This window comes from Pseudoduganella sp. R-34, assembly GCF_049904655.1.
In the GTDB taxonomy this organism is placed as follows: domain Bacteria; phylum Pseudomonadota; class Gammaproteobacteria; order Burkholderiales; family Burkholderiaceae_D; genus Rugamonas.
In genome coordinates this window covers 4,311,023-4,330,334 of sequence record NZ_CP184572.1, presented here as the reverse complement: position 1 = coordinate 4,330,334, position 19,312 = coordinate 4,311,023, and the positions used below count along the sequence as shown (strand labels likewise).

The following is a 19,312-nucleotide window of genomic DNA, read 5'->3' as shown; positions in this document are numbered from 1 at the left end:
CGCATCGAGGCGTGGTCGCAAACCGCCGAACGGTCTCTAGTTGCTGATTGTAGTGGAGCGCGATAGTTCAAGTTTCCCGAAAGGTAGATGACTTGGCGGACAGCTTCACGCTAAGAGGCGTCTCTGTTGTTGTAGCCGAGGACTTTGCCAATCCAAATAGCGGCTGCAGAAGAGGTACGCGGCGTACCATTTCGAAGACGCCAAAACTGATGGCGAAGGTCAGCACCACGATCAGTGCACCTTCGGTCACCGGCGCCAGGCCGGCCGCGCGCAGGCCCATGGCCAGGCAGACGATCAGGGTCTGGTGCAGGATGTAGACCGGGAAGACGGCCTGCGTCAGGTAGCGGCGCTTGGCGCTGTCGAAGTTCAAGTGGCGGTGGCCGAAGCCGCAGACTGCGACGATCCCGCTCCATTGGCAGAAAGCGTACACGGTGCGCGCCAGTGGCAGCCAGTCCTTGTACGTGTCTCCCGTCGCGTAGAAGAAAATGAGAGAAGCCCAGCTGGCGAGGAAAAAGCCCAGCGCGGCGAAGCGGGCGTTTTCCAGGCGCTGCCAGAATTCAGCCTGGCGTGCCATGGCCGCGCCGAGCAGGAAGAAGGGCAGGCTCATGGCGTGGTTATGCCAGTCGGAGGTCAGGTTGTGGGTATGCGGCCAGTGCGGCAAGAGCAGGATGCGGCCTGCAGCGAGGAAAGCAACTGGCAGCACAAACAGTTTCCAGCCTTGCAGGTGGCGCAGCAGCCAGTTGCCCATCACTTGCACGCGGCGGCTGCCGATGGCGGCCAGCAGCAGGGTGTAGATCCACAGGTAGGGCAGGAACCAGAGGTGGTTCCAGGTCGGCAGGTCGAGGCAGCCGTTGTGGTCGCAGAAGCCGTGGTAGGCGCGGACGTAGAGTTGCATGAAGTCGACATAGCTGCCCTGGTAGGCGACGTCAGACACCACTTCGAAGTAGGATTGTGGCGGGACGATGAAGAACATGCCGAAGATAAGCGGAATCAGCAGGCGCTTGCTGCGTTCCTTGGCCAATCCTTTTCCGCCGAGCTTGTCAAGCAGGAAGGCGGCTGCGGCCCCGCCGATCAGGAACAGCAGGCACATGCGCCAGGGCGAAGACAGCAGCATCAGCGGCTCGATGGCGTCGCTGGGGTGGGGCGTTTTGACGTGCCAGTCCCAGGTCACGTAATACATGCCGGTGTGGTACAGCACGAGCAGGAAGAATGCGCCGATGCGCAGCCAGTCGAGGAAATACAGGCGTTGGTTTTGCATGATGGTTTGGCAAGCTGGGTTGGACATGGCTCCAGCTTAGGGAAGGCGGTCTTGCCAGGCCAGCAATAGGTGGCGAACGGCATTTAGTTGGGGCGAACGCATTTATTGATCCAAATTTCAACCAGTTGGCTGGCGCCGTGCAATATGACTGTATTGAGTGCCCCGATTGGAGTTGTGATGAGTGCGTTGGCGTCCCCCAGGAATTTCCTCGAGTTCGAGCCGCTGCTTTGGCGCGTGCTGAGCAAACTGGTGCGCGATGGATATCACATCCAGCCGCACGACGCCCGCGACCTGATCCACGACTTCTTCCTTGAGTGGGAACCGCTCAATAGCCGCTTTGACGCGGCCAAGGGCGAATTCGCCCCCTACCTCGCCACCGCCTTCTACCGCTTTGGCCGCCGTCGGCAATTGAAGCTGCACCGGCTGCGCTCACGCGCCGTCGATATCGAGGAATGCCTCGACCTGGCGGCAGCGGACCCTTTGCCGCTCGAAGCGGCCGAATTGAAGCAGCAAACTGCGCAGCTCAAGGAGGCCATTTCGCATTTGCCCGAGGCGGAGCAGGCTTTGCTGGCCGATTTCCTGTCGGACTATGCGCCTGGCGAGCGCGAACTCGCGGAGAAACACCGTCTCACGCGCTATCGCATGCGCGAACAGCTGGCGGCTACGGTCAGCCGGGTCGCGTTGCAATTGATGGAGGCAAGGCCGCAAGAGGCCGACGCCGATATCGCTTACCGGGTTTGGGTGATGGACCAGTCGCCACGCTTTGTGGCCGCCGAACTCGGAATGTCAACTGAACAGGTGAACCAGGCCAAGGCGCGCTTTGCGCAAGCCCTGCTCAACTCGATTCGAGGTATAGAGCGGCCGGTTCGACAGGGGAGAAATATCATGCCGGAACTCGACATACTTAGGAAAGCGCTCAGCGCATTTGATGACAGCGACGCCCTGGAACATTTGCGCGCGCATGCGCAGGATATTCGCCTGGCGCTAGAGCAGGAAGACCTGCTGCTTGACAATGCCGAATGTGCCGCACTGGCTGCCCATCCCGAATGGCTTGCAAGCGTCTACACTGCGCTGAGTAGCGATGAATTGGCGGACATCGAATCGGAGGAGCTCCAGCCTTCCATGACCGCCATGCTCGATGGCGAACAGCAAGTGATCGCCGATGCCTGGGCAGCGCTGCTCGAGAAGCTGGATGAAGTGCGTCCGCCTTCCGGGCCGGGACATTGGGAACTCGCGTTGATGGCCGCAGAGAAACCGGAACCCGATCTGGTACAGCATTTGCGCCAGTATCACGCTTCCTGCCGGCGTGGCGACCCCGCTAGCGAACGTTTGCTGAAATACGGCCTGTCGCCCGGCATGGTGTTTGAAGCCTTGCGCGAAATGGAACTGCTGTTCAATCGCTCGCTTCGTCGCGCCGGCGAAGGAGCGATAGCTCGCAAGGACTCTGACGCTGATCTCGTCGTCAAGCAAAAAGGCAAGAGCGTAGCAATCAAGCCCAAGCTGTTATGCGGGACCATCGCGGGTACGCTTGATCTTGAGCTGGAGCTCGCGCCCGCGCTGGCGCGCAGTCTTGTCTGCATGATGCAAGCGTCGCCGCTCCTGGTCAGCGGCTACTATTATCTGGGTGCGAACACTTTCTTCAAGTTGCCGGAAACGACGCGCCCAACAGGATTCCTCACGCGGGACGCACTAGTGAAGCGTTGGTGCGCCAATCAACGCGACATCGCACATGGCTCGCCGCTATTGCAAGGCGAACTCGCGCGGTGAGCGCGTGGCAGTGAACCCCCTTGCTGAACGCTCGTACGTTGTCGTCGTCCACTCGAGCCTGCCATCCTTGTCGAAGATGCGATGGAGCATTAATGCATTCGGCCCGGGGCTGATGGCGTTTGGCTTGCGCAGCCTGAGCCGCCACTTGCGGGGAACGACATCAAATTGCGTCGTTGAGCCCGCGCCGCATTCCCAGCACTCCCTGGCGCCGGCATAATGGCGCCGTACGGAGGCCTTATGCGTGTGGCCACATAAGATGACTGCAATCTGATGCTGCTGCAGAAAGCGATCCAGCGCCTGCATCGTAGTGCTGGACATGGCCAGGCTGAAGCCAGTGCATGTCCTGGCATGATGTATGACCAGTGCGCGGATTTCTCGTTCTTTGCGGGCTGCGAGCATCGTATCCAGTAGTTTCAATTGCGAGCAGAAACTTCCCCTCGCCCAGGTGCGCTGTATCGAATTGGGGCGCACGTCCGCATCCGAATCAAGTTCGATCAGGGTTAACTCATGCCCGTGCTTCCCCAGCGGGAAGCTGCGTGTTGCCGGCAACGAGCGGATGAAGTAGTGGTAAAAATTGGTGGGGGTCGCGCCAATGGGCACCGGCAGTCCTGCCCAGTGATCGTGGTTTCCGGGGATGGCGATGATTTTTCCGGCGGCGTTCAGGCCTACGTAATCACCATTGGGTGGGATAAGGTCGATTTCGCTTTCAAAGAAACGACGCGCCAGTGCGAGTTCATCTGCATCTCCGTTTCGGCTAAGGTCACCAGTGACCAGGATCTGGAACTGCTCGTCCCTGTTGCGCAGGTCTGCGACGAATTCGGCAAGCGCACGCAAGCCAACGGCGTGATGTCCCAATAGACCATCGAAGAGGGGAAAATTGTCCAGTCCAACTTGTACGGTGGGGCTGATCGTTGCATCGCCTGTGCTTGGATCAAGGCTTCCGATGTGCAAATCGGAGATGTGCAGCAAGGTTGTCAGCAGTGTTGTTGTCATGATGGTCTCCCTGGTTAGTCCGCTTTGGACAGGCGGGGCTACCAAAAGTTCAGGGGATTTTAAGGGAAATCTCGGCGATAATGCGTGACATGCAGCTCAAACACTTACGAACTTTCCTGGCCGTCGCTTCCACCCTCAGTTTCACCAGGGCGGGGCAGAAGGTACATCTTGCGCAGTCCAGCGTGACAGAGCAGATCCAGGCGCTGGAGGCGGACTTGGGTGTGGCGTTGTTCGAGCGCTCGCAGCGCAAGCTGGCACTGACCGATGCTGGTGCGGCACTGGTGGAGTATGCCGGGACCATGCTGGCGCTGGCGGCCGATGCCCGGGCCGCTGTGCTTGGCAGCGTGGCGGTGCGGGGCAGGCTCGCAGTCGGCGCGCTGGAAACCTTGTGCGCGCACTGGCTGGCGCCGATCCTGGCAGAATTCCAGGGCCGGCATCCGGCACTGCAGGTCGATTTGCAGGTGGCCGGAACCGGGGCGCTGCGCGATGCGGTGCGGGATGGTTCGCTGGACCTGAGCTTTTCCTTTTCCCGGCCGCCGCCCGACAGCGGCCTGCACAGCGAATGCGTTGCTTCGGACGAACTGGTCCTGCTGGTGCCTGCGGGACACGCGCTTGGCAGTCTCGCCAGTGTTGGGCCGCGGGACGCTGCGCGTGAACGCTTTCTCGTGACAGCGCAAGGATGTGTCTACCGCAGCATGTTTGACAGTGCCTTTTCCGCTTCGGGTTGCCAGGTGCCTCAGGTGGCCGGTGAATATGGCAGCCTGGGTGCGATCGTGAGTATGGTCCGTGCCGGCTTCGGTTGCGCGTTGATGCCGCGCCTGGCCGTCGCGGGGCAAGGCGCCGGGCTTGCGGCCCTGCCTTGGGAGGGCGGCGCGGCGCGCATTGGCATCCATATGAGCTGGCGGCCGAGGCAATTGCCATTTGCCATGCGCCAGCTCCTGGATGCGTTTCGGCTACGGGCTGTTGGGTTACACGAGCCGGTGTCCGCCATCGACGTGCAGCACGCTGCCGGTAGTGAAGCGGTTTCGCATGAGGAAACAGATGGCGTCGGCGATGTCGCCGACGTGGCCGATGCGGCCAACCGGTAATTTGCTGGCCATTCCTTCGAGCATGCCGGCTTTGGCATCGCCAGCGACAAAGTCCCAGATTGGTGAATCGACCCAGCCGGGTGAGACTGCGTTGACGCGGATCGGCGCAAGTTCAACCGCCAAGGCGTAGGCCAGAGAATTGAGGCCGCCGTTGATCGCGGCGACGACCGAGCCGCGTGCCGCTGGGCGGCAGTAGGCGATGCCTGTGGTGAAGGTGATGCTGCCGCAAGCGGGCAGCATCGGGGCGCCATGCTTGGCCAACAGGAGCGGGCCTAGCAGCTTGGAGTCCATGGCCTTGCGCATCACCGCGACGTCGATGTCCGGCAAGAGCTGGTAGGCGCCGCCGATGTCAGCGGCGGTGCAGACGATGTGGTCAAGATTGCCGCATTGTGCGAACAGGGCGGCGACCTGGTCTTCCTGGGTGATGTCTGCAGCAATGGTTGTCAGCTGCGGCGAGTGCTTCAGTGTTTCCCGTGCCATGGCCAGCTTCGCCTCGGTGCGGCCCATTATCGTCACTGCGCAGTCCTCGCGCAGCAGGCGCTCGGCAAGCGCCAGGCCCATGCCGGAGCTGCCGCCGGCGATCAATACCCGTTCCATTGAATTCCTCCTTGGTTGTGGACAGGGACATTGTCGCGGGCGCGCTGCGCGAAAAGGAAACGGGATTTTACGATGCCGGCTATCGGAATTACCGATGGGCGAGGGCGTCCAGGATGGCGGTCTTGAAGTTGCGGCCGAGGGGGACGAGGGCACCGTTGCGCAGCACAAGTTGCCCTTGCTGGTCGACTTTATCGACCAGCGCCAGGCGCACGGCGGCGCGGCGGTGGCAGCGCACAAATTGGCTGCCCAGGCTGTCCAGCAGGTCGGTCAGGGTCTGGCGCAGCAGCGGTGCGCCTTGCGCTGTGTGGAGTACTACGTAGTTGTCGGCGGTCTCGAGCCACTCGATGTCGGCGACCGGCACCACGCGCGTGCCGCCGCGCTCGTTGACCAGCAGTTGCCGCAGCGGCAGGCCGAGGGCGCCGGGCGCGTTCTCGCTTTGCGCGGCGCGGCTGGCGACGCGTTCACGCAGGCGCTGCATGGCGCGCTGCAGGCGCGCGGCGTCGAAGGGCTTCAGCAGGTAGTCGATGGCGTTGGCGTCGAAGGCAGGGACGGCATATTCGTCAAATGCGGTAGCGAAGACCACCAGCGGCGCTGGATGGGGCAGGGAGGCGGCCACCTCCAGACCGCTTACCTCGGGCATTTGCACGTCCAGGAAGATGGCGTCGGGTGCGAAGGTCTCGACTTTCTCCAGCGCCTCCACGCCATCGCGCGCTTCTTCGATGGCTGTTATGTCCGTCTCATGCGCCAGCATGCGGCGTAGCTTGTCGCGCGCCGGCCGTTCGTCGTCGACGATCAGGATACGCATGGCAGTCTCATTTCCGCGCGCACGCCGGCCGGTTCGAGCTGCACCAGCCGCAGGCTCGCCCGCGCGCCATACAGTGCCTGTAGCCGCTCGCGCAGGTTGCTCACGCCGATGCCTGCGCCGCCTGTGGCGCTGCCCGCGGCGTGGGAGGCGAGCATCCCGGCATCGTCGCAGACTGCTAGCACGAGGCTGCCGCCATCCCGTTTTGCGCTGATGGCGATCTTCGTTACGCCGCGCCGCCTTTCGACCGTGTGCTTGAACACGTTCTCCAGCAAGGGCTGCATGCTCATCACCGGTACCAGGCACTCGCCGCAGGCCGCGTCGATATCCCATTCGATCTGTACGCGGTCAATGAAGCGCTCTTCCATCAGGCGGGCATAGCCACGCAGCAGGCGCAGCTCGGTCGGCAAAGGCGCCTGCTGCTGGCCGCTGACATCCAGCGTTGCGCGCAGCACGTCGGCCAATTGCACCAGCGTGGCGTCGGCGCGCTCGACATCGCTGTGCATCAGGGAAGAAATCGTGTTCAGCGCATTGAACAGGAAATGCGGCTGCATCTGCTGCGTGAGCTGGTGCAGCTGCGCCGTGCGCAATTGGGCATTCGCTTGCTCGGCCGCGCGGAAGGACAGCATGCCGAAGGCAATGAGCGTAAAGATCACGACGAAGATCGAGATCTTGATGTTCTCGTACAGGAAAGTCTGGCCCCATGGCTCATGTTCATAAGTCATGCCGGCCATGGCATACACGGCGTGGCGGATGCCGAAGGCGAGGGGCGTGAACAGGACCCACCAGGCCGGCAGCCACAAGGCTTGCCGCGCCAACCAGCGCGCCGGCGTGGCGAGCATGCCGTCAAAGCGCCGCGTGGCAAGCCGCTGTGCGGTAAACAGCAGCGTGGCCACCGCCATGGACGACGACTCCCAGAGAAATGGCTGCCACAGCGGGCCGCTGTCGTGGCGCAGGAAATCCTGCACCGCGGTCGCCACCATCATGGCCCAGAACAGCAGCCACGCGGCGAGGAGTGATAGCGTGGCGCGCCGGTTCATTTTTTCTGGTGGCGTGCTTCGACGAGGTCGATCTCGCGCACCAGCTTGCGCGCCGTTTCGTCGGAAATATGGTGGTGGCGCGCCAGGTCGAAAATGGCCTGGCGCTCGGCCACCATGGCGGCCAGGCGCAGTTCGCGCTCGGCGCGGTCCAGTTTGCGGAAGTGCTCCTTGTTCTGGTCTTCCGCCGACCAGGCCACGTTCAGGCGGTATTCGTAGAGTGCAATCACGCGCGCAGCCGCTTGCGGCAGCACGTCGGGATGGTGGGCGTCGGCCAGCGCCAGTTCCGCGCGCTCGATGGCGGCAATCGCCGCCGATGCGGCCTGGCGCCGCGCCATGTCTTCCTGCTGGCGCTCGGCCGGCTCCTCCGGGAAGCGCATGCCGCCCAGCAGGCGCGGCAAGCCGATGCTGGCTGCCAGCAGGGAAATCAGGATCACCGAACTGGCCAACAGGATGGTCAGGTCGCGCGCCGGGAAGGGCTCGCCGTTCGGCAGGAATAGCGGCAAGGTCAGCACGCCGGCCAGGGTGATCGCACCGCGCGCACCGGCCAGCGCGGTTGCCAGCAGCAGCCGCCAGTGTGGCTTGCCGCCTTGCGCCGAGGTGGCGCGGCGGCTGCGGCGGTACAGGGTCACGCGCAGCGTCGCCCACACCCACACGAAGCGCAGCGCAATCAGGCCAAAGCTGATGGCGAAGGCGTACAGCACCAGCCACCAGGGATTGATATGGCCGCTCTGTTCCAGCGATTCGCTGGCGCCGCGCAATATGTCGGGCAACTGCTCGCCGAGCAGCACGAACATGACGCCGTTCAGCGTGAACTGCACCGTGTCCCATACGGCGGTGCGCTGGATGCGCGTTGCTGCCAGGGCCTGGCCGCCCAGCTCCACGTAACTCATGGTGATGCCGGCAGCGACGGCTGCCAGGATGCCCGAGGCGTGCAGGCGCTCGGCGACCAGGTAGGCGCCAAAGGGAATCAGCAGGCTGACCAGGATGGGCGAGCCGGCCGGTTCGCCGTAGCGCATGGTGAGCTGGCCTTGCAGCCAGGCGATGGCTGCAGTGACGGCCACGCCGGTCGCGATGCCGGCCGCCGCGAGCCAGACAAAGGTCAGCGAAGCGGTCGTCAAGGAGAAGGTGCCGGTCAGCGCCGCTGCCACGGCAAAGCGGAAGCACACCAGGCCGCTGGCATCGTTCAGCAAGGCTTCGCCTTCCAGGATGTGCATCAGCCGCTTGGGAATCGGGGCGCGCGACGCAATCGAGCCGACCGCAATCGGATCGGTCGGCGACAGGATGGCGGCCAGCGCAAATGCTACCGGCAGCGGCATGGCGGGGATCATCCAGTGGATCATGTAGCCGGCGCCCAGGACGGTGAAGATCACCAGGCCCAAGGCCAGCTCCAGGATCACCACGCGGTCGCGGAACAGGCCCGTGTTCGGAATGCGCCAGCCATCGAGGAACAGCAGCGGCGGAATGAACAGCAGGAAGAACATCTCAGGGTCAAGCTGGATGCCGTGGCCGGACCATGCGGCGATCCCGGCGCCAAGGCCGATCTGTACCAGGGGGAGGGGAATGCCGCCGGACAGCATCCGCTTCACGTAGGCGCTGGCGATCACGGCCAGCAGCATTGCCAAAACTATCTCGATAGAATCCATCCGGACATTATAGGGGCATGCCAAATGAAAAAGAACTTGTCACTCGGGGTAGTCACTGTCATAATAGCGCCTCCTCTGCGGGAATAGCTCAGTTGGTAGAGCGCAACCTTGCCAAGGTTGAGGTCGAGAGTTCGAGACTCTTTTCCCGCTCCAGAATTCTTGAAAGGACGCCATCGCGCGTCCTTTTTTTGTTGTTTCTGCCCCTCATCGCTCCCGGCCCTTAAAAAGGGCCGGTATACTGCCGAAACATTCCATACCAAAGGGAATGCCATTTAAAGCAGACTGGAGCGATCGATGAATTCCGTTCAACAAGAAGTTGACGAGCGCAGTAACCTCACAAACTCCAACAAGTTCGAGCTGCTGTTGTTCCGCCTCGGCGTCGATAGCACCAGCGGCAACTCCGAGCTGTACGGCATCAACGTCTTCAAGATCCGCGAGATCGTGGCGATGCCGACCGTGACCGCCGTTGCCGGTTCGGAGCCGCACATGCTGGGCGTGGTCAACCTGCGCGGACAGATTATTCCAGTGATGGACCTGCCGGGCATCGTCGGCGTGAAGCCGAAGACGGGCCTGAACATCATGCTGGTGACCGAGTTCGCGCGCACCACCCAGGCCTTCGCTGTCGAATCGGTGGACGAGATCGTGCGCCTGGACTGGAGCCAGGTGTTGAGCGCCGAAGGCAGCCACGGCGGCGGCATGGTGACATCCATCGCCCGCGTCGATGGCGACGTGCAGAACACCCGCCTGGCGCAGGTGCTGGACGTGGAAACCATCCTGCGCAACCTGACCCCGAGCGATGGCAAGGATATCGATGAAACCGCGGTGGGCCGCCTGCCGCTGAAGCCGGGCACCTTCATCCTGGCGGCCGACGATTCGGTGGTGGCGCGCAACCTGATCGAGCGCGGCCTGGAAGCGATGCATGCGCCGTTCGTGATGATGAAGACCGGCAAGGAAGCCTGGGACAAGCTGAATCACATCGCCGAAGGCTGCAAGGCGGAAGGCATCGCGGTGGAGGATCGTGTAGCGCTGGTGCTGACCGACCTGGAAATGCCGGAGATGGACGGCTTCACGCTGACCCGCCTGGTGAAGCAGGATGCGCGCTTCTCCAAGATTCCGGTGGTGATCCACTCTTCGCTGTCGGGCAAGACCAACGAAGACCACGTGAAGGGTGTCGGCGCGGACGCTTACGTGGCCAAGTTTGTCGCGGAAGAACTGGCGGAAACCATCCGCCGCGTCCTCACCAAGTGATGTCGCATTAAAGCTCTTTCAGCTGCCGGCTATGGAATTTCACATGGTCGGCAATGAAGCTCGAAATGAAGTAGTAGCCATGATCGTAGCCCGCATGCCGGCGCAGCTCCAAAGGCTGCCCGGCGGCGCGGCACGCATCCTCGAACACTCCCGGATATAACTGCTCGTCAAGGAACTTGTCGGCCAGGCCCTGGTCGATCAGGATGCCGCTGGGGAAGGGCGCTTCGTCCTGCACCGCCATCAGCGCGCTGGCGTCGTGCTGCAGCCAGGTCTCCTTGTCCGGCCCCAGGTATCCTTCGAAAGCCTTCTGTCCCCACGGGCAGCGCACCGGCGCTGCAATCGGCGCGAAAGCCGATACGCTGCGGAACAGGTCCGGCCGGCGCAAGGCCAGCGTCAACGCGCCATGCCCGCCCATCGAATGGCCGAAGATGCCGATGCGCTTCGCATCGACCGGCAATTCATCGATCACCATTTGGCGCAGCTCGTGGATGTAGCTCTCCATGCGGTAATGCCGCGACCACGGCGCTTGCGTTGCGTCGAGATAGAAGCCTGCCCCTTCGCCGAAGTCCCAGCTTGCCGATTCGCCCTCGATGCCGGCGCCGCGCGGGCTGGTGTCCGGTGCAATGAGGACCAGGCCTTCGCGTGCGGCATGCTGCTGCGCGCCGGCCTTGATGGCAAAGGTCTCCTCAGTGCAGGTAAGTCCCGCGAGATAGAACAGCGCGGGCACCGGCCCCTGCGCTGCCTGCGGCGGAATGAAGATGGAGAAGCGCATTGGCAAGCCAATCGTTTCCGACTCATGCCGGTAGAAGCGCTGCACTCCACCGTGGCAAACGTGTTCGCTGATCATGTCCATACGTGGCATTGTAACCAAGATTCGTGTGACACGTTTTTCACAATTGCAATATAGTACGGCTCGGAGGTAAGTCTATGACCGATTTGTTAGTCATCTCTGACGAACTCGCATGGCCTTGCGCCATGCTGCTTGCATGGCTTGCAGGCGAGTTTGTTCACCGTTGGACCAATCTGCCGCGCATCAGTGTGTACGGCCTGGTGGGCTTCCTGCTTGCGCAGGCCATGCCCGATCTTCTCGTGCCGGACGGCAGCAGCCAGGTAACGCTGCTTGCCAATATCGCTTTCGGCCTCATCCTGTTTGAATTTGGTTACCGCATCAATCTGCGCTGGCTGCGCGTCAATCCCTGGATTGCCGTCAGCGGCCTTGCAGAATCGGCGCTCACGTTCGGCGCTGTGTTTGCAATCGCCTACTGGCAGGGCATGCCGCCGTTGACGGCGCTTCTGCTTGCTTCATTGGCGATGTCCACCTCGCCGGCCGGCGTGCTGCGCGTGATCAATGAAGAACGCAGCTCGGGCCAGGTGACGGAGCGCCTGCTGCACCTGGTGGCGATGAACTGCGTGCTTGCGCTGTTCGTGTTCAAGGTTGTCGTTGGATTCTGGGTGTTCCAGACTTCCGGCAGCCTGACGCAAGCGGTGTCGCGCAGCGTGATTGAATTGCTGGCGTCGGCCGTGCTGGGCGCGGTGGCGGGCATGCTGGTGCCTGCGCTGCTGCGCAGCCTCGGCACGCTGGCGCGCGACGGCACCGTGGCCTTTGCCATGGTAGTCGTGCTGCTGGTGTCGATCACCCAGGCGGCCGACCTGTCGCCGGTATTGGCGACACTGACCTTCGGCCTGATGGCGCGCCATCGCCGCGTGACCTTCACGCGCACGCAGCGCAACTTCGGCGCGATCGGCGAGTTGCTGACGGTGCTGCTGTTCGTGTTTGCCGTGTCCACGCTGGACTGGCAGCGCGTGGTGTTTGGTGCCTCGCTCGGCCTGTTGCTGCTGCTGGTGCGCTTTGCCACCAAGACCGTTGCGGTGGCGCTGCTCTCGCACGTCGCCGGCATTTCGTGGCGCAAGGGCGCGCTGATCGGCGTGGCCTTGTCGCCGATGTCCGTGTTCGCGATCCTGCTGCTGGAGCAGACGCGCTACATGGGGATTGTATTGGTTGATGAACTCGCAGCGCTGGCCTCCATGACACTGTTCATGGAAGTGCTGGGGCCGATCATCACGCAGCGCGCGCTGATCCGCGCGCGCGAAACGGCCAAAGAGGAGGGCTGAGATGCCGTTGGAAGAATTCAAATCGTCGCAGCCTTTGACGATGGGCGTCGAACTGGAGCTGCAATTGGTCAGCCTGTCCGACTTCGACCTGACCGCGTCGAGCCCGGACTTGCTGCACCTGCTGGCGCGCAAGCCATTCCCCGGCCACGTCACGCCGGAGATCACCGAGAGCATGATCGAGATCAACAGCGACGTGCACACCAGGCACGGCGAGCTTCTTGCCCAGCTGCGCGAAACGCGCGATACGCTGGTGCGGGCGGCCGACACGCTGAACATCGGCATCTGCGGCGGTGGAACACACCCGTTCCAGCGCTGGTCGGAGCGCAAGATCTTCTCCAAGCCGCGTTTCAAGGAAGTGTCGGCGCTGTATGGCTACCTGGCCAAGCAGTTCACGATTTTCGGCCAGCACGTGCACATCGGCTGCGCCAGCGGCGACGATGCGCTGTACCTGCTGCATTCCCTGAGCCGCTATGTGCCGCACTTCATCGCGCTGTCGGCCTCTTCGCCTTATGTGCAGGGGAACGACACCCTGTTCAATTCCGCGCGCCTGAACAGCGTGTTCGCCTTCCCCATGAGCGGACGCGCGCCGTTCATCCTCAAGTGGGACGAGTTCGAGCACAGCTTCTTCTCGAAGATGGAGCATACGGGCGTGATCAAGTCGATGAAGGACTTCTATTGGGACATCCGGCCCAAGCCCGAATACGGCACCATCGAGCTGCGCGTGTGCGACACGCCGCTGACGGTGGAGCGCGCCGCAGCGCTGGCCTGCTACCTGCAGGCCCTGTGCGCCTACCTGCTGGAACGCAAGGAAGCGCCGCCGGCCGAGGACGACTACCTGGTCTACAACTACAACCGCTTCCAGGCTTGCCGGTTCGGCCTGGATGGCACGGTGGTGCATCCGAAGACCTATGAAAGCCTGTCGCTGCGCGAAGACATCCTGACCACGCTGCGCCGCATGGACTTGCACGCCGAAGCCCTCGGCGGCAGCGCCGCGCTGAACCACCTGATGCAGGTGACGCATATGGGCAGCGACGCCCACTACCTGCGGGCGGAATTCGACTCCTCCGGCAGCGTGGAGGGCGTGGTGGATGCGGCGATTGCGAAGTTCAGGGGGAATTGAGCTTTTTCAGGGTTCTGTTCCCGCGATTGGCCTGGCTTGAGTCCATCGTATAATCAGGCACTACCAGTTAATTCGAATAGCTCATGAGCGATAACAGTGTCCTGGGGATCTACACCTTCGAAGGGATTTTCGAAGGCAAGCCGGTCTATGAATACGCGCACCCGCAAGAGCATGCGCTGCATAAGTGCATGCTCTTCCTGCTGCAGGAAGGCGCCGACGCACTCTGGGATTCCGCGATCATCGAGGCCGGCAAGTTCGGCTTTGAGGAAGTGGCGATGGATGCCTTCAGTATCTTGCAAACCGAAATGCTGGAGCAGAAGCCTTTCGTTGACCTTCATTCCCACATCGAAGAATCCCTGACCCTGGGCAGCTCGCTGGTCTTCTACGCGGATGCTTGAGCGGTTTTTGCTGGCGGCAGTGCTGGCGGCCTTGCCGCTGGCTGCCGGCGCCTGCAGCTGCGCCATGCCCGATCCGGTCGATGGATCGTTTCCTCACCAATTCGTCCGGCGCTTGCCTGCCAACGCCAAAGGCGCGCTGTTCCTCGCGCCTCCGCCAGGGCCGGTCAGTATTGCCGACTTCCCTTTCGAGAACGCCAGTATCATCAAGGCGCCGCGAATCGAGCTTTCGCCTTCAGCGTTCGACATCAAGGATGGCGCCGGCAAGAAATATCGCGCCCGGGTCACGCCGCTGGAGCTGAGGGGCGACGGCGACATTCCTGCGTCGAAATGGGGCAGCTATTACGCATTCGCCAGCAAGAAAGCGGAAAAGGACTTCGCCGCTGCCCGTGAGAAGCCGGCTCTCGCCGAGCTGCTGAGTGGCGGGCAGGTAAAGGACATCTCGTACACCATGTCCGATGAGCGCCGGCTGTTCCTGATTGCACCCGAGGGCGGCTTCAAGCCCGGCCAGACTTATACCATTTCTTATCGTTCGCCTTTTCCGGGGCGAGGACGCGCGGTGGTGGTCCACGAGATCGCGCCGGATGCGGTGGATACCAAGGGCGCCTACAAACTGGTCCTTGATGGCGCCCCGGTCCGCAGGATGGTCACCTTTGCCCAAGGCGGCAGTTGCAGCGGCGACTATCTGAGCTTGCGGCAGGAATTCCATTTCGAGCCGCCGGAATCGCTCAAGCCCTATCGGGAGGCGTTGACCTATTTGCCGGAAGTCGAAAGCCGGAAAGTGCCCGGGCGATTTCACGACACTGTCATTCATGGCTCGCTTTGCAGCGTGCCCGAGCCGGAGTTGGCGAGGAATACTGGCGGGCGCGGGGGGGCGGTAGTCGGCTGCGAGACAACACGGCCAGTACAGGTGCGCGGCTGGGTAGGCTTTCCCGAGGTTGACGGCAGGTTGCAGCTTGTTGGGCCTGTTCTTGCCCCATTTGGGTCGGCCAAAGGGCGGGCATGCACGGCGGTGGCATTGTTGAATGAGTCGCTGATGGCGGGCGACATGGATAGTGCTGCTTACGCGGCTTGCAATATCGCGAACGATGCAAGCATGAACGAAGTGGGAAATAGCCGGGGAGCCGCACCAAAAATGCCGTCGCTGGCTACGATCGCCCGCCTGATGCAAGTGCATCCTTTGCCCAATTCCTGCGCGACGGATTTGATGGCCGGCTATGCGTGGCAAAAAAACTACCAGGCCCTACAGGCGGTTCACATGTTTGGAGTGATTGGCAGCCGTGAGTTGGCAGATCCCGCAACGCGCATGCAGGGTGTCCTTGACTATAAACGGATGCTGGACGCCACAGTCGATAATCCGCAAGCGACCCAACTGCTTCAGATGCAACTGGAAGCGAAGCTGCCGCAAATTTCCGCGTTACTGGCGGGGGCGCCGCAGCCGGGGCAGACCGGCGACATCCTCGATATCATCGCGCGCATGGGGGATCGAGGGCGGCTCGCAGCGCCGGCGTTGAAGAGGCTGATCCGCCCGGATGAAATATACGCTCGCATCGCGATACGGACAATGGAGAAGGTGGCGCCTGGTGATCCGGAACTGCCCGGGCTGTTGCAGCGCTTCCTTCAAGCGGAACCTGGCGATGAAGCCGCGCTCCTCGCTTATTCGCGGGTCGCCGATACCCGGAACTCCAGGGAAATGCTGATGAAGCTCGTGCCGCACCTGGGTTCCTACGCCGGTGATGTGACTCAGGTGGTGGCCAACTACAAGCCTCATTTGCTGAAGGCTGCAGCCCGGGAGATCGGGCCGGAAAGAATGAAGCCGGTGCTGGAGGTCCTTGCGCGCAAGCCTTTATCGCCCGCCAGGCGCGGCGAACTTCGCGAGCTTGTTGTTGCCATGTCGGCATCGAAGGCCCAAGAGAAGGCGTTGCTGGACTGGCTGGCGGCTCAGCCATAAGTTGCCCTGGACGGGAGGGAGGCGTATCCTTTCCCCCTAGAGGTGCAATATGAAAGCAATTATCGCGATAACAAGCATGGTTTTATGCCAGGCTGCGCTGGCTGCGGGCGGCGCCTTGAAGCCGGCCGACGAGGCTGCCGCCTTCAAGGCGGCGGGCTTCAAAGAACACGGCAAGCACTGGAAGTCCTGCAAGGACGCGAGCGGAAGCTATGTTCCCGGCGCAATCGACAAGGTCCAGGACCTGAATGGGGATGGCCTTCCCGAAGCCATCATCACGGAAGGCAGCACGGCCTGCTTTGGCGATACGGGCGTTGGCTATACCCTGGTCAGCAAGCAAGCCGACGGCAACTGGAAGGTGATGTCGCGCGGCGTCGGCATCTTGCTGGTGCTGGGAGCGCGAGGCAAGGATGGCTGGCCCGACCTGGAAATCGGCGGCCCGGGCTTTTGCTTTCCCGTCGAGCGCTGGAACGGCAGCGAATACAAGGTCGTTGGCAAGCAATACGAAGGCAAGCCCTGCCAGCGCTGACGAGCGGGAAGCGGCCGGCCCAAGCTAGAAGCGCGTTTCGCGCGCAGCGCGCAGGAAGCTGTCGAGGATGCCGGTGCAATCGAGCAGCTCGACGCCCCCGGCACGGTGGAATTCAGGGTGCCATTGCAGCCCCATGACGAAGGGCGCCCGTGTGTAGCGGATCGCTTCGATCATATTGTCCGGGTAGGACAGCGCTTCCACCTGCATATCCTTGCCGAGCGACTTCACCGCCTGGTGGTGGATGGAATTGACCAGCGCGCGCTGCGGCCCCCGCACCATCGCGGGCAGGGAAGAGCCGGGCGGGAAGGTGATCTCATGGCGGTGCCGGTCGTAGTCATCGGACACATGGGCATGCGCGTCCGGCACGTCGGTCGCAATATCCTGGTAAAGGCTGCCCCCGAACGCGACATTCAACAGTTGGCAGCCGCGGCAGATGCCCAGCACCGGCTTGCCTGCTTCGACGAACTCATGCAGCAGTTCCAGCTCGTACATATCGCGCGCCCGGTCGCCGCTCCATTCGGGCTTGGTCGGCGATTCGGCGTAGCTTTGGGGCGACACGTCGGCGCCGCCTTGCAGCACCAGGCCATCGAGGTGCTTGGCATAATCGCGCAGGCGGATATTGGACGGATGCAGCAGGCCTGAGGTATTTACGGTCGGAATCATGAACACCAGCACGTCGCGCGACATCACCCACTGCGCCACCGACTCTTCGAGGTACTGCAGGTTCTTGCTGCGCAGCCCCGTGGCGCCAGGTTCGGGATGGTAGATGCGGGCTGAAACCCCGATGTGCAAAGGCCGCTGGATGATATGCCGCGTGGCGGCGGCAGCCCAGCGCTTGTAGCGCGCCACGATCACGCGTCCCCACAAGGTAAAGATGGTCTCGCCCGGATCAAGGTAGCGCGGCGCATCGCCGGCCCGGCGCCGTTGCCCGCGGTCGCTCTCGCGGCGGTCATGCTGGCGGGGATCGTGTTCGGTCATCCGTTGGCTGCCTCCTTGTCGCCAGTGTCGCACACGCGGCAATTCAAAGTCGCACTACTGGCTCGTCAGCAGTTCCAGCACTTCCTCTTCCGATACCTGGGGGAAGCTGCGGTAATGGCGGCTGACCGACATGAAGTTCATCGGCGCGGCGAGATAGACGATGCTATCGGCCAAGGGTGCGATCATTTCCAGGGAATCCGGGGCAGCCACCGGCACGGCGGCGATCAGTTGCTTTGGCTGGCGGGCGCGCGTGGAGCGCAGGGCCGCCGCCATGGTGGAGCCGGTGGCCAGGCCATCGTCGACGATCACGACGGTACGGCCTGCCGGATCGGCTGGCGGACGCTTGCCGCCGTAGGAGGCGCGGCGGCGGCGCATCAGTTCAAGCTGCTCGTGGGTTTGCAGCTCGACCCATTCCATGCTGGTGCGGGTGCGGTTGAAGTAGGGGGCCAGCTCGCGGTTGCCATGCTCGTCGACGGCGCCAACCGCCAGTTCGGGATCAATGGCAGAGGGAATTTTCCGCACCAGCACGACATCGAGCTCGCCTTCGAGGCGATCGGCAATGATGCGCCCCATCGGTACCGCGCCGCGCGGAATGGCAAGGATCAGGGGATGGCTGCCGCGCAGGTGCGCCAGCTTTTCGGCCAGCAGCTCGGCGGCTTGCTTGCGGTCCTTCAGGGGGAGTTCGAGGTCGTCCATGCTAGCCTCCGCCACGCTGCACATACGACAGCATAGCGCGGGAAGGCGGCGGCGTTAAGCCTTGATATCGAGCAGTGTGCCAATTCGCTCGTCGGCGGCCTGGATCACTTTGGCCGACAGGTCGAAGTTGGCCTTGTAGACCAGCGAGTTGGTGATGGAACTGGCCGGGTCGGTGCCCGATGGGGCGCCGCCGGCATTGGCGGCCGCCGACAGGTCGCGCGCGGCAGTCGAAATGGTGACGCTGGTCCCGCCCGGCGTTTCCTGGAACGTAGCCTGTTGCGGCTGGAAGTTCTGGGTCGCCGTATTGGCGACGTTGTGACCTTCCACATCCAGTGCGCGCTGGTTTGCCTGGAGGCCGGACAGGCCGGATTGAAGTGCTGGGATCGTCATGGCCCCAGTTTACATGATTCCATACGGAAATTGCCATTGCCTGCCTAAAAAACGGGCACGCTGCGCAACACATGGTATGATGATGATCGCAATGATTGAGGCGGGAGGCTGGCCATGAAGATTACCAAGGAAAAAGCGGCGGAAAACCGGCAATTGCTGGTTGAGACGGCCTCCCGGCTATTCCGGGAAAAGGGAATGGACGGGGTCGGCGTGGCGGAGATCAGCAAGGCAGCCGGGCTGACCCACGGCGCCCTGTATGCCCACTTCCCCTCGAAAGACGCGCTGGCGGCCGAGGCCATGCAGTTCAGCACCCGCTCCGCCTACGGCAAGCTGACTGAACATCCGGTCACGCTGCCGCAACTGGTCGATTACTACCTGGCGCCCGAGCAGCGCGACAACCTGGCGCAGGGCTGCCCGCTGGCCGCCGCCGCCAGCGAGGTGGCGCGCCAGGATGCCTCGGTGGGCGCGGGCTATACCGGCGGAGTGCGGCAGATGGCGGACTACATCGAAACCCTGTTGCCGGCCGGGGAGGGTCGGCGGCAACAGGCGCTTGCCATCGTGGCAGCACTGGTAGGCGGCGTCTCAGTGTCGCGAAATGTCTACAAAACCGACTCCAAACTGGCCGATGAAGTGCTGGAATCGGTACGTTCCATGCTCCTGAAGCTGAGCTAATTGCTACGTTTAACGTTTTGGGATTGCTTTCCTGAA

19 protein-coding genes and 1 tRNA gene are annotated in these 19,312 nt (G+C 62.7%); 10 read left to right on the top strand and 10 right to left on the bottom strand.

All coding sequences use genetic code 11. The annotated features are described in order from the left end of the window. Window positions 1-67: 67 nt before the first annotated feature. A complete protein-coding gene (locus tag ACN9MW_RS19735; protein WP_426162199.1) occupies window positions 68-1,258 on the bottom strand; it encodes an acyltransferase family protein in 1,191 nt (396 codons plus the stop codon). A 177-nt stretch (window positions 1,259-1,435) separates the two neighbouring features. Here ACN9MW_RS19735 and ACN9MW_RS19730 point away from each other — a divergent pair, with 177 nt between their 5' ends. Next, a complete protein-coding gene (locus tag ACN9MW_RS19730; RefSeq protein WP_426162198.1) occupies window positions 1,436-3,025 on the top strand; it encodes a sigma-70 family RNA polymerase sigma factor in 1,590 nt (529 codons plus the stop codon). Here the strand turns inward: ACN9MW_RS19730 and ACN9MW_RS19725 are convergent. After that, on the bottom strand, window positions 2,999-4,018 hold the full coding sequence (locus ACN9MW_RS19725; protein ID WP_426162197.1) for a metallophosphoesterase family protein: 1,020 nt from the start codon (window positions 4,016-4,018) through the stop codon (window positions 2,999-3,001). The two genes, ACN9MW_RS19730 and ACN9MW_RS19725, sit on opposite strands and share 27 nt — an antisense overlap. Window positions 4,019-4,107: 89 nt before the next feature. Between ACN9MW_RS19725 and ACN9MW_RS19720 the strand changes: the two genes are divergently transcribed. Beyond that, window positions 4,108-5,106 (top strand): LysR family transcriptional regulator, encoded by a 999-nt coding sequence (locus tag ACN9MW_RS19720; protein WP_426162196.1) that lies wholly within the window; start codon window positions 4,108-4,110, stop codon window positions 5,104-5,106. On the opposite strand, the gene ACN9MW_RS19715 is transcribed toward ACN9MW_RS19720, so the two are convergent. The 4 genes from ACN9MW_RS19715 to ACN9MW_RS19700 all read right to left on the bottom strand — a co-directional run bounded on the left by ACN9MW_RS19715 (window position 4,987) and on the right by ACN9MW_RS19700 (window position 9,188). Continuing rightward, entirely contained in the window at window positions 4,987-5,703 is a 717-nt protein-coding gene (locus ACN9MW_RS19715; RefSeq protein ID WP_426162195.1) for an SDR family oxidoreductase, read from the bottom strand. The two genes, ACN9MW_RS19720 and ACN9MW_RS19715, sit on opposite strands and share 120 nt — an antisense overlap. 88 nt (window positions 5,704-5,791) lie before the next feature. Further along, window positions 5,792-6,508 (bottom strand): LytR/AlgR family response regulator transcription factor, encoded by a 717-nt coding sequence (locus ACN9MW_RS19710; RefSeq protein ID WP_426162194.1) that lies wholly within the window; start codon window positions 6,506-6,508, stop codon window positions 5,792-5,794. After that, window positions 6,496-7,545 carry a sensor histidine kinase gene (locus tag ACN9MW_RS19705; RefSeq protein ID WP_426162193.1) on the bottom strand — a complete coding sequence of 350 codons (1,050 nt, stop codon included), beginning with the start codon at window positions 7,543-7,545 and terminating at the stop codon, window positions 6,496-6,498. Before ACN9MW_RS19705 ends, ACN9MW_RS19710 begins: the two co-directional genes overlap by 13 nt. Then, window positions 7,542-9,188, bottom strand: a complete 1,647-nt coding sequence (locus tag ACN9MW_RS19700; RefSeq protein ID WP_426162192.1) for a Na+/H+ antiporter — start codon at window positions 9,186-9,188, stop codon at window positions 7,542-7,544. The genes ACN9MW_RS19705 and ACN9MW_RS19700 overlap by 4 nt, the downstream gene beginning before the upstream one ends. Window positions 9,189-9,265: 77 nt before the next feature. Here ACN9MW_RS19700 and ACN9MW_RS19695 point away from each other — a divergent pair. Together ACN9MW_RS19695 and ACN9MW_RS19690 are read left to right on the top strand one after the other, a co-directional pair. Further along, window positions 9,266-9,341, top strand: a tRNA-Gly gene (locus tag ACN9MW_RS19695). Between the two features lie 141 nt (window positions 9,342-9,482). Continuing rightward, on the top strand, window positions 9,483-10,436 hold the full coding sequence (locus tag ACN9MW_RS19690; protein ID WP_426162191.1) for a chemotaxis protein: 954 nt from the start codon (window positions 9,483-9,485) through the stop codon (window positions 10,434-10,436). Between the two features lie 7 nt (window positions 10,437-10,443). Here the strand turns inward: ACN9MW_RS19690 and fghA are convergent, their stop codons facing one another. Beyond that, window positions 10,444-11,298 carry an S-formylglutathione hydrolase gene (gene fghA, locus ACN9MW_RS19685; protein WP_426162190.1) on the bottom strand — a complete coding sequence of 285 codons (855 nt, stop codon included), beginning with the start codon at window positions 11,296-11,298 and terminating at the stop codon, window positions 10,444-10,446. Window positions 11,299-11,363: 65 nt separating this feature from the next. Between fghA and ACN9MW_RS19680 the strand changes: the two genes are divergently transcribed. The 5 genes from ACN9MW_RS19680 (at window position 11,364) to ACN9MW_RS19660 (ending at window position 16,540) form a co-directional block, all read left to right on the top strand. Beyond that, window positions 11,364-12,548 (top strand): cation:proton antiporter, encoded by a 1,185-nt coding sequence (locus ACN9MW_RS19680; protein ID WP_426162189.1) that lies wholly within the window; start codon window positions 11,364-11,366, stop codon window positions 12,546-12,548. A 1-nt stretch (window position 12,549) separates the two neighbouring features. Next, window positions 12,550-13,668 (top strand): YbdK family carboxylate-amine ligase, encoded by a 1,119-nt coding sequence (locus ACN9MW_RS19675; RefSeq protein WP_426162187.1) that lies wholly within the window; start codon window positions 12,550-12,552, stop codon window positions 13,666-13,668. An 83-nt stretch (window positions 13,669-13,751) separates the two neighbouring features. Further along, window positions 13,752-14,066 (top strand): hypothetical protein, encoded by a 315-nt coding sequence (locus ACN9MW_RS19670; RefSeq protein WP_426162186.1) that lies wholly within the window; start codon window positions 13,752-13,754, stop codon window positions 14,064-14,066. 7 nt (window positions 14,067-14,073) lie between these two features. Continuing rightward, the gene (locus tag ACN9MW_RS19665) at window positions 14,074-16,014 is read left to right on the top strand and encodes a hypothetical protein (RefSeq protein ID WP_426162185.1); all 1,941 of its coding nucleotides are present in this window, start codon (window positions 14,074-14,076) and stop codon (window positions 16,012-16,014) included. A gap of 49 nt (window positions 16,015-16,063) precedes the next feature. Further along, window positions 16,064-16,540: a hypothetical protein gene (locus tag ACN9MW_RS19660; RefSeq protein ID WP_426162184.1), complete on the top strand. Its 477-nt coding sequence runs from the start codon at window positions 16,064-16,066 to the stop codon at window positions 16,538-16,540. A 24-nt stretch (window positions 16,541-16,564) separates the two neighbouring features. Here ACN9MW_RS19660 and ACN9MW_RS19655 read toward each other — a convergent pair whose 3' ends face one another. The 3 genes from ACN9MW_RS19655 to ACN9MW_RS19645 are packed head-to-tail and all read right to left on the bottom strand — an operon-like array spanning window position 16,565 to window position 18,604. Next, the gene (locus tag ACN9MW_RS19655; RefSeq protein ID WP_426162183.1) at window positions 16,565-17,518 is read right to left on the bottom strand and encodes a gamma-glutamyl-gamma-aminobutyrate hydrolase family protein; all 954 of its coding nucleotides are present in this window, start codon (window positions 17,516-17,518) and stop codon (window positions 16,565-16,567) included. Window positions 17,519-17,572: 54 nt separating this feature from the next. Then, entirely contained in the window at window positions 17,573-18,214 is a 642-nt protein-coding gene (locus ACN9MW_RS19650; RefSeq protein WP_426162182.1) for a phosphoribosyltransferase, read from the bottom strand. Between the two features lie 54 nt (window positions 18,215-18,268). Beyond that, the gene (locus ACN9MW_RS19645) at window positions 18,269-18,604 is read right to left on the bottom strand and encodes a flagellar basal body rod C-terminal domain-containing protein (RefSeq protein WP_426162181.1); all 336 of its coding nucleotides are present in this window, start codon (window positions 18,602-18,604) and stop codon (window positions 18,269-18,271) included. Between the two features lie 114 nt (window positions 18,605-18,718). On the opposite strand from ACN9MW_RS19645, the gene ACN9MW_RS19640 reads away from it, so the two are divergent. After that, the gene (locus ACN9MW_RS19640) at window positions 18,719-19,276 is read left to right on the top strand and encodes a TetR/AcrR family transcriptional regulator (RefSeq protein WP_426162180.1); all 558 of its coding nucleotides are present in this window, start codon (window positions 18,719-18,721) and stop codon (window positions 19,274-19,276) included. Window positions 19,277-19,312: the final 36 nt, after the last annotated feature.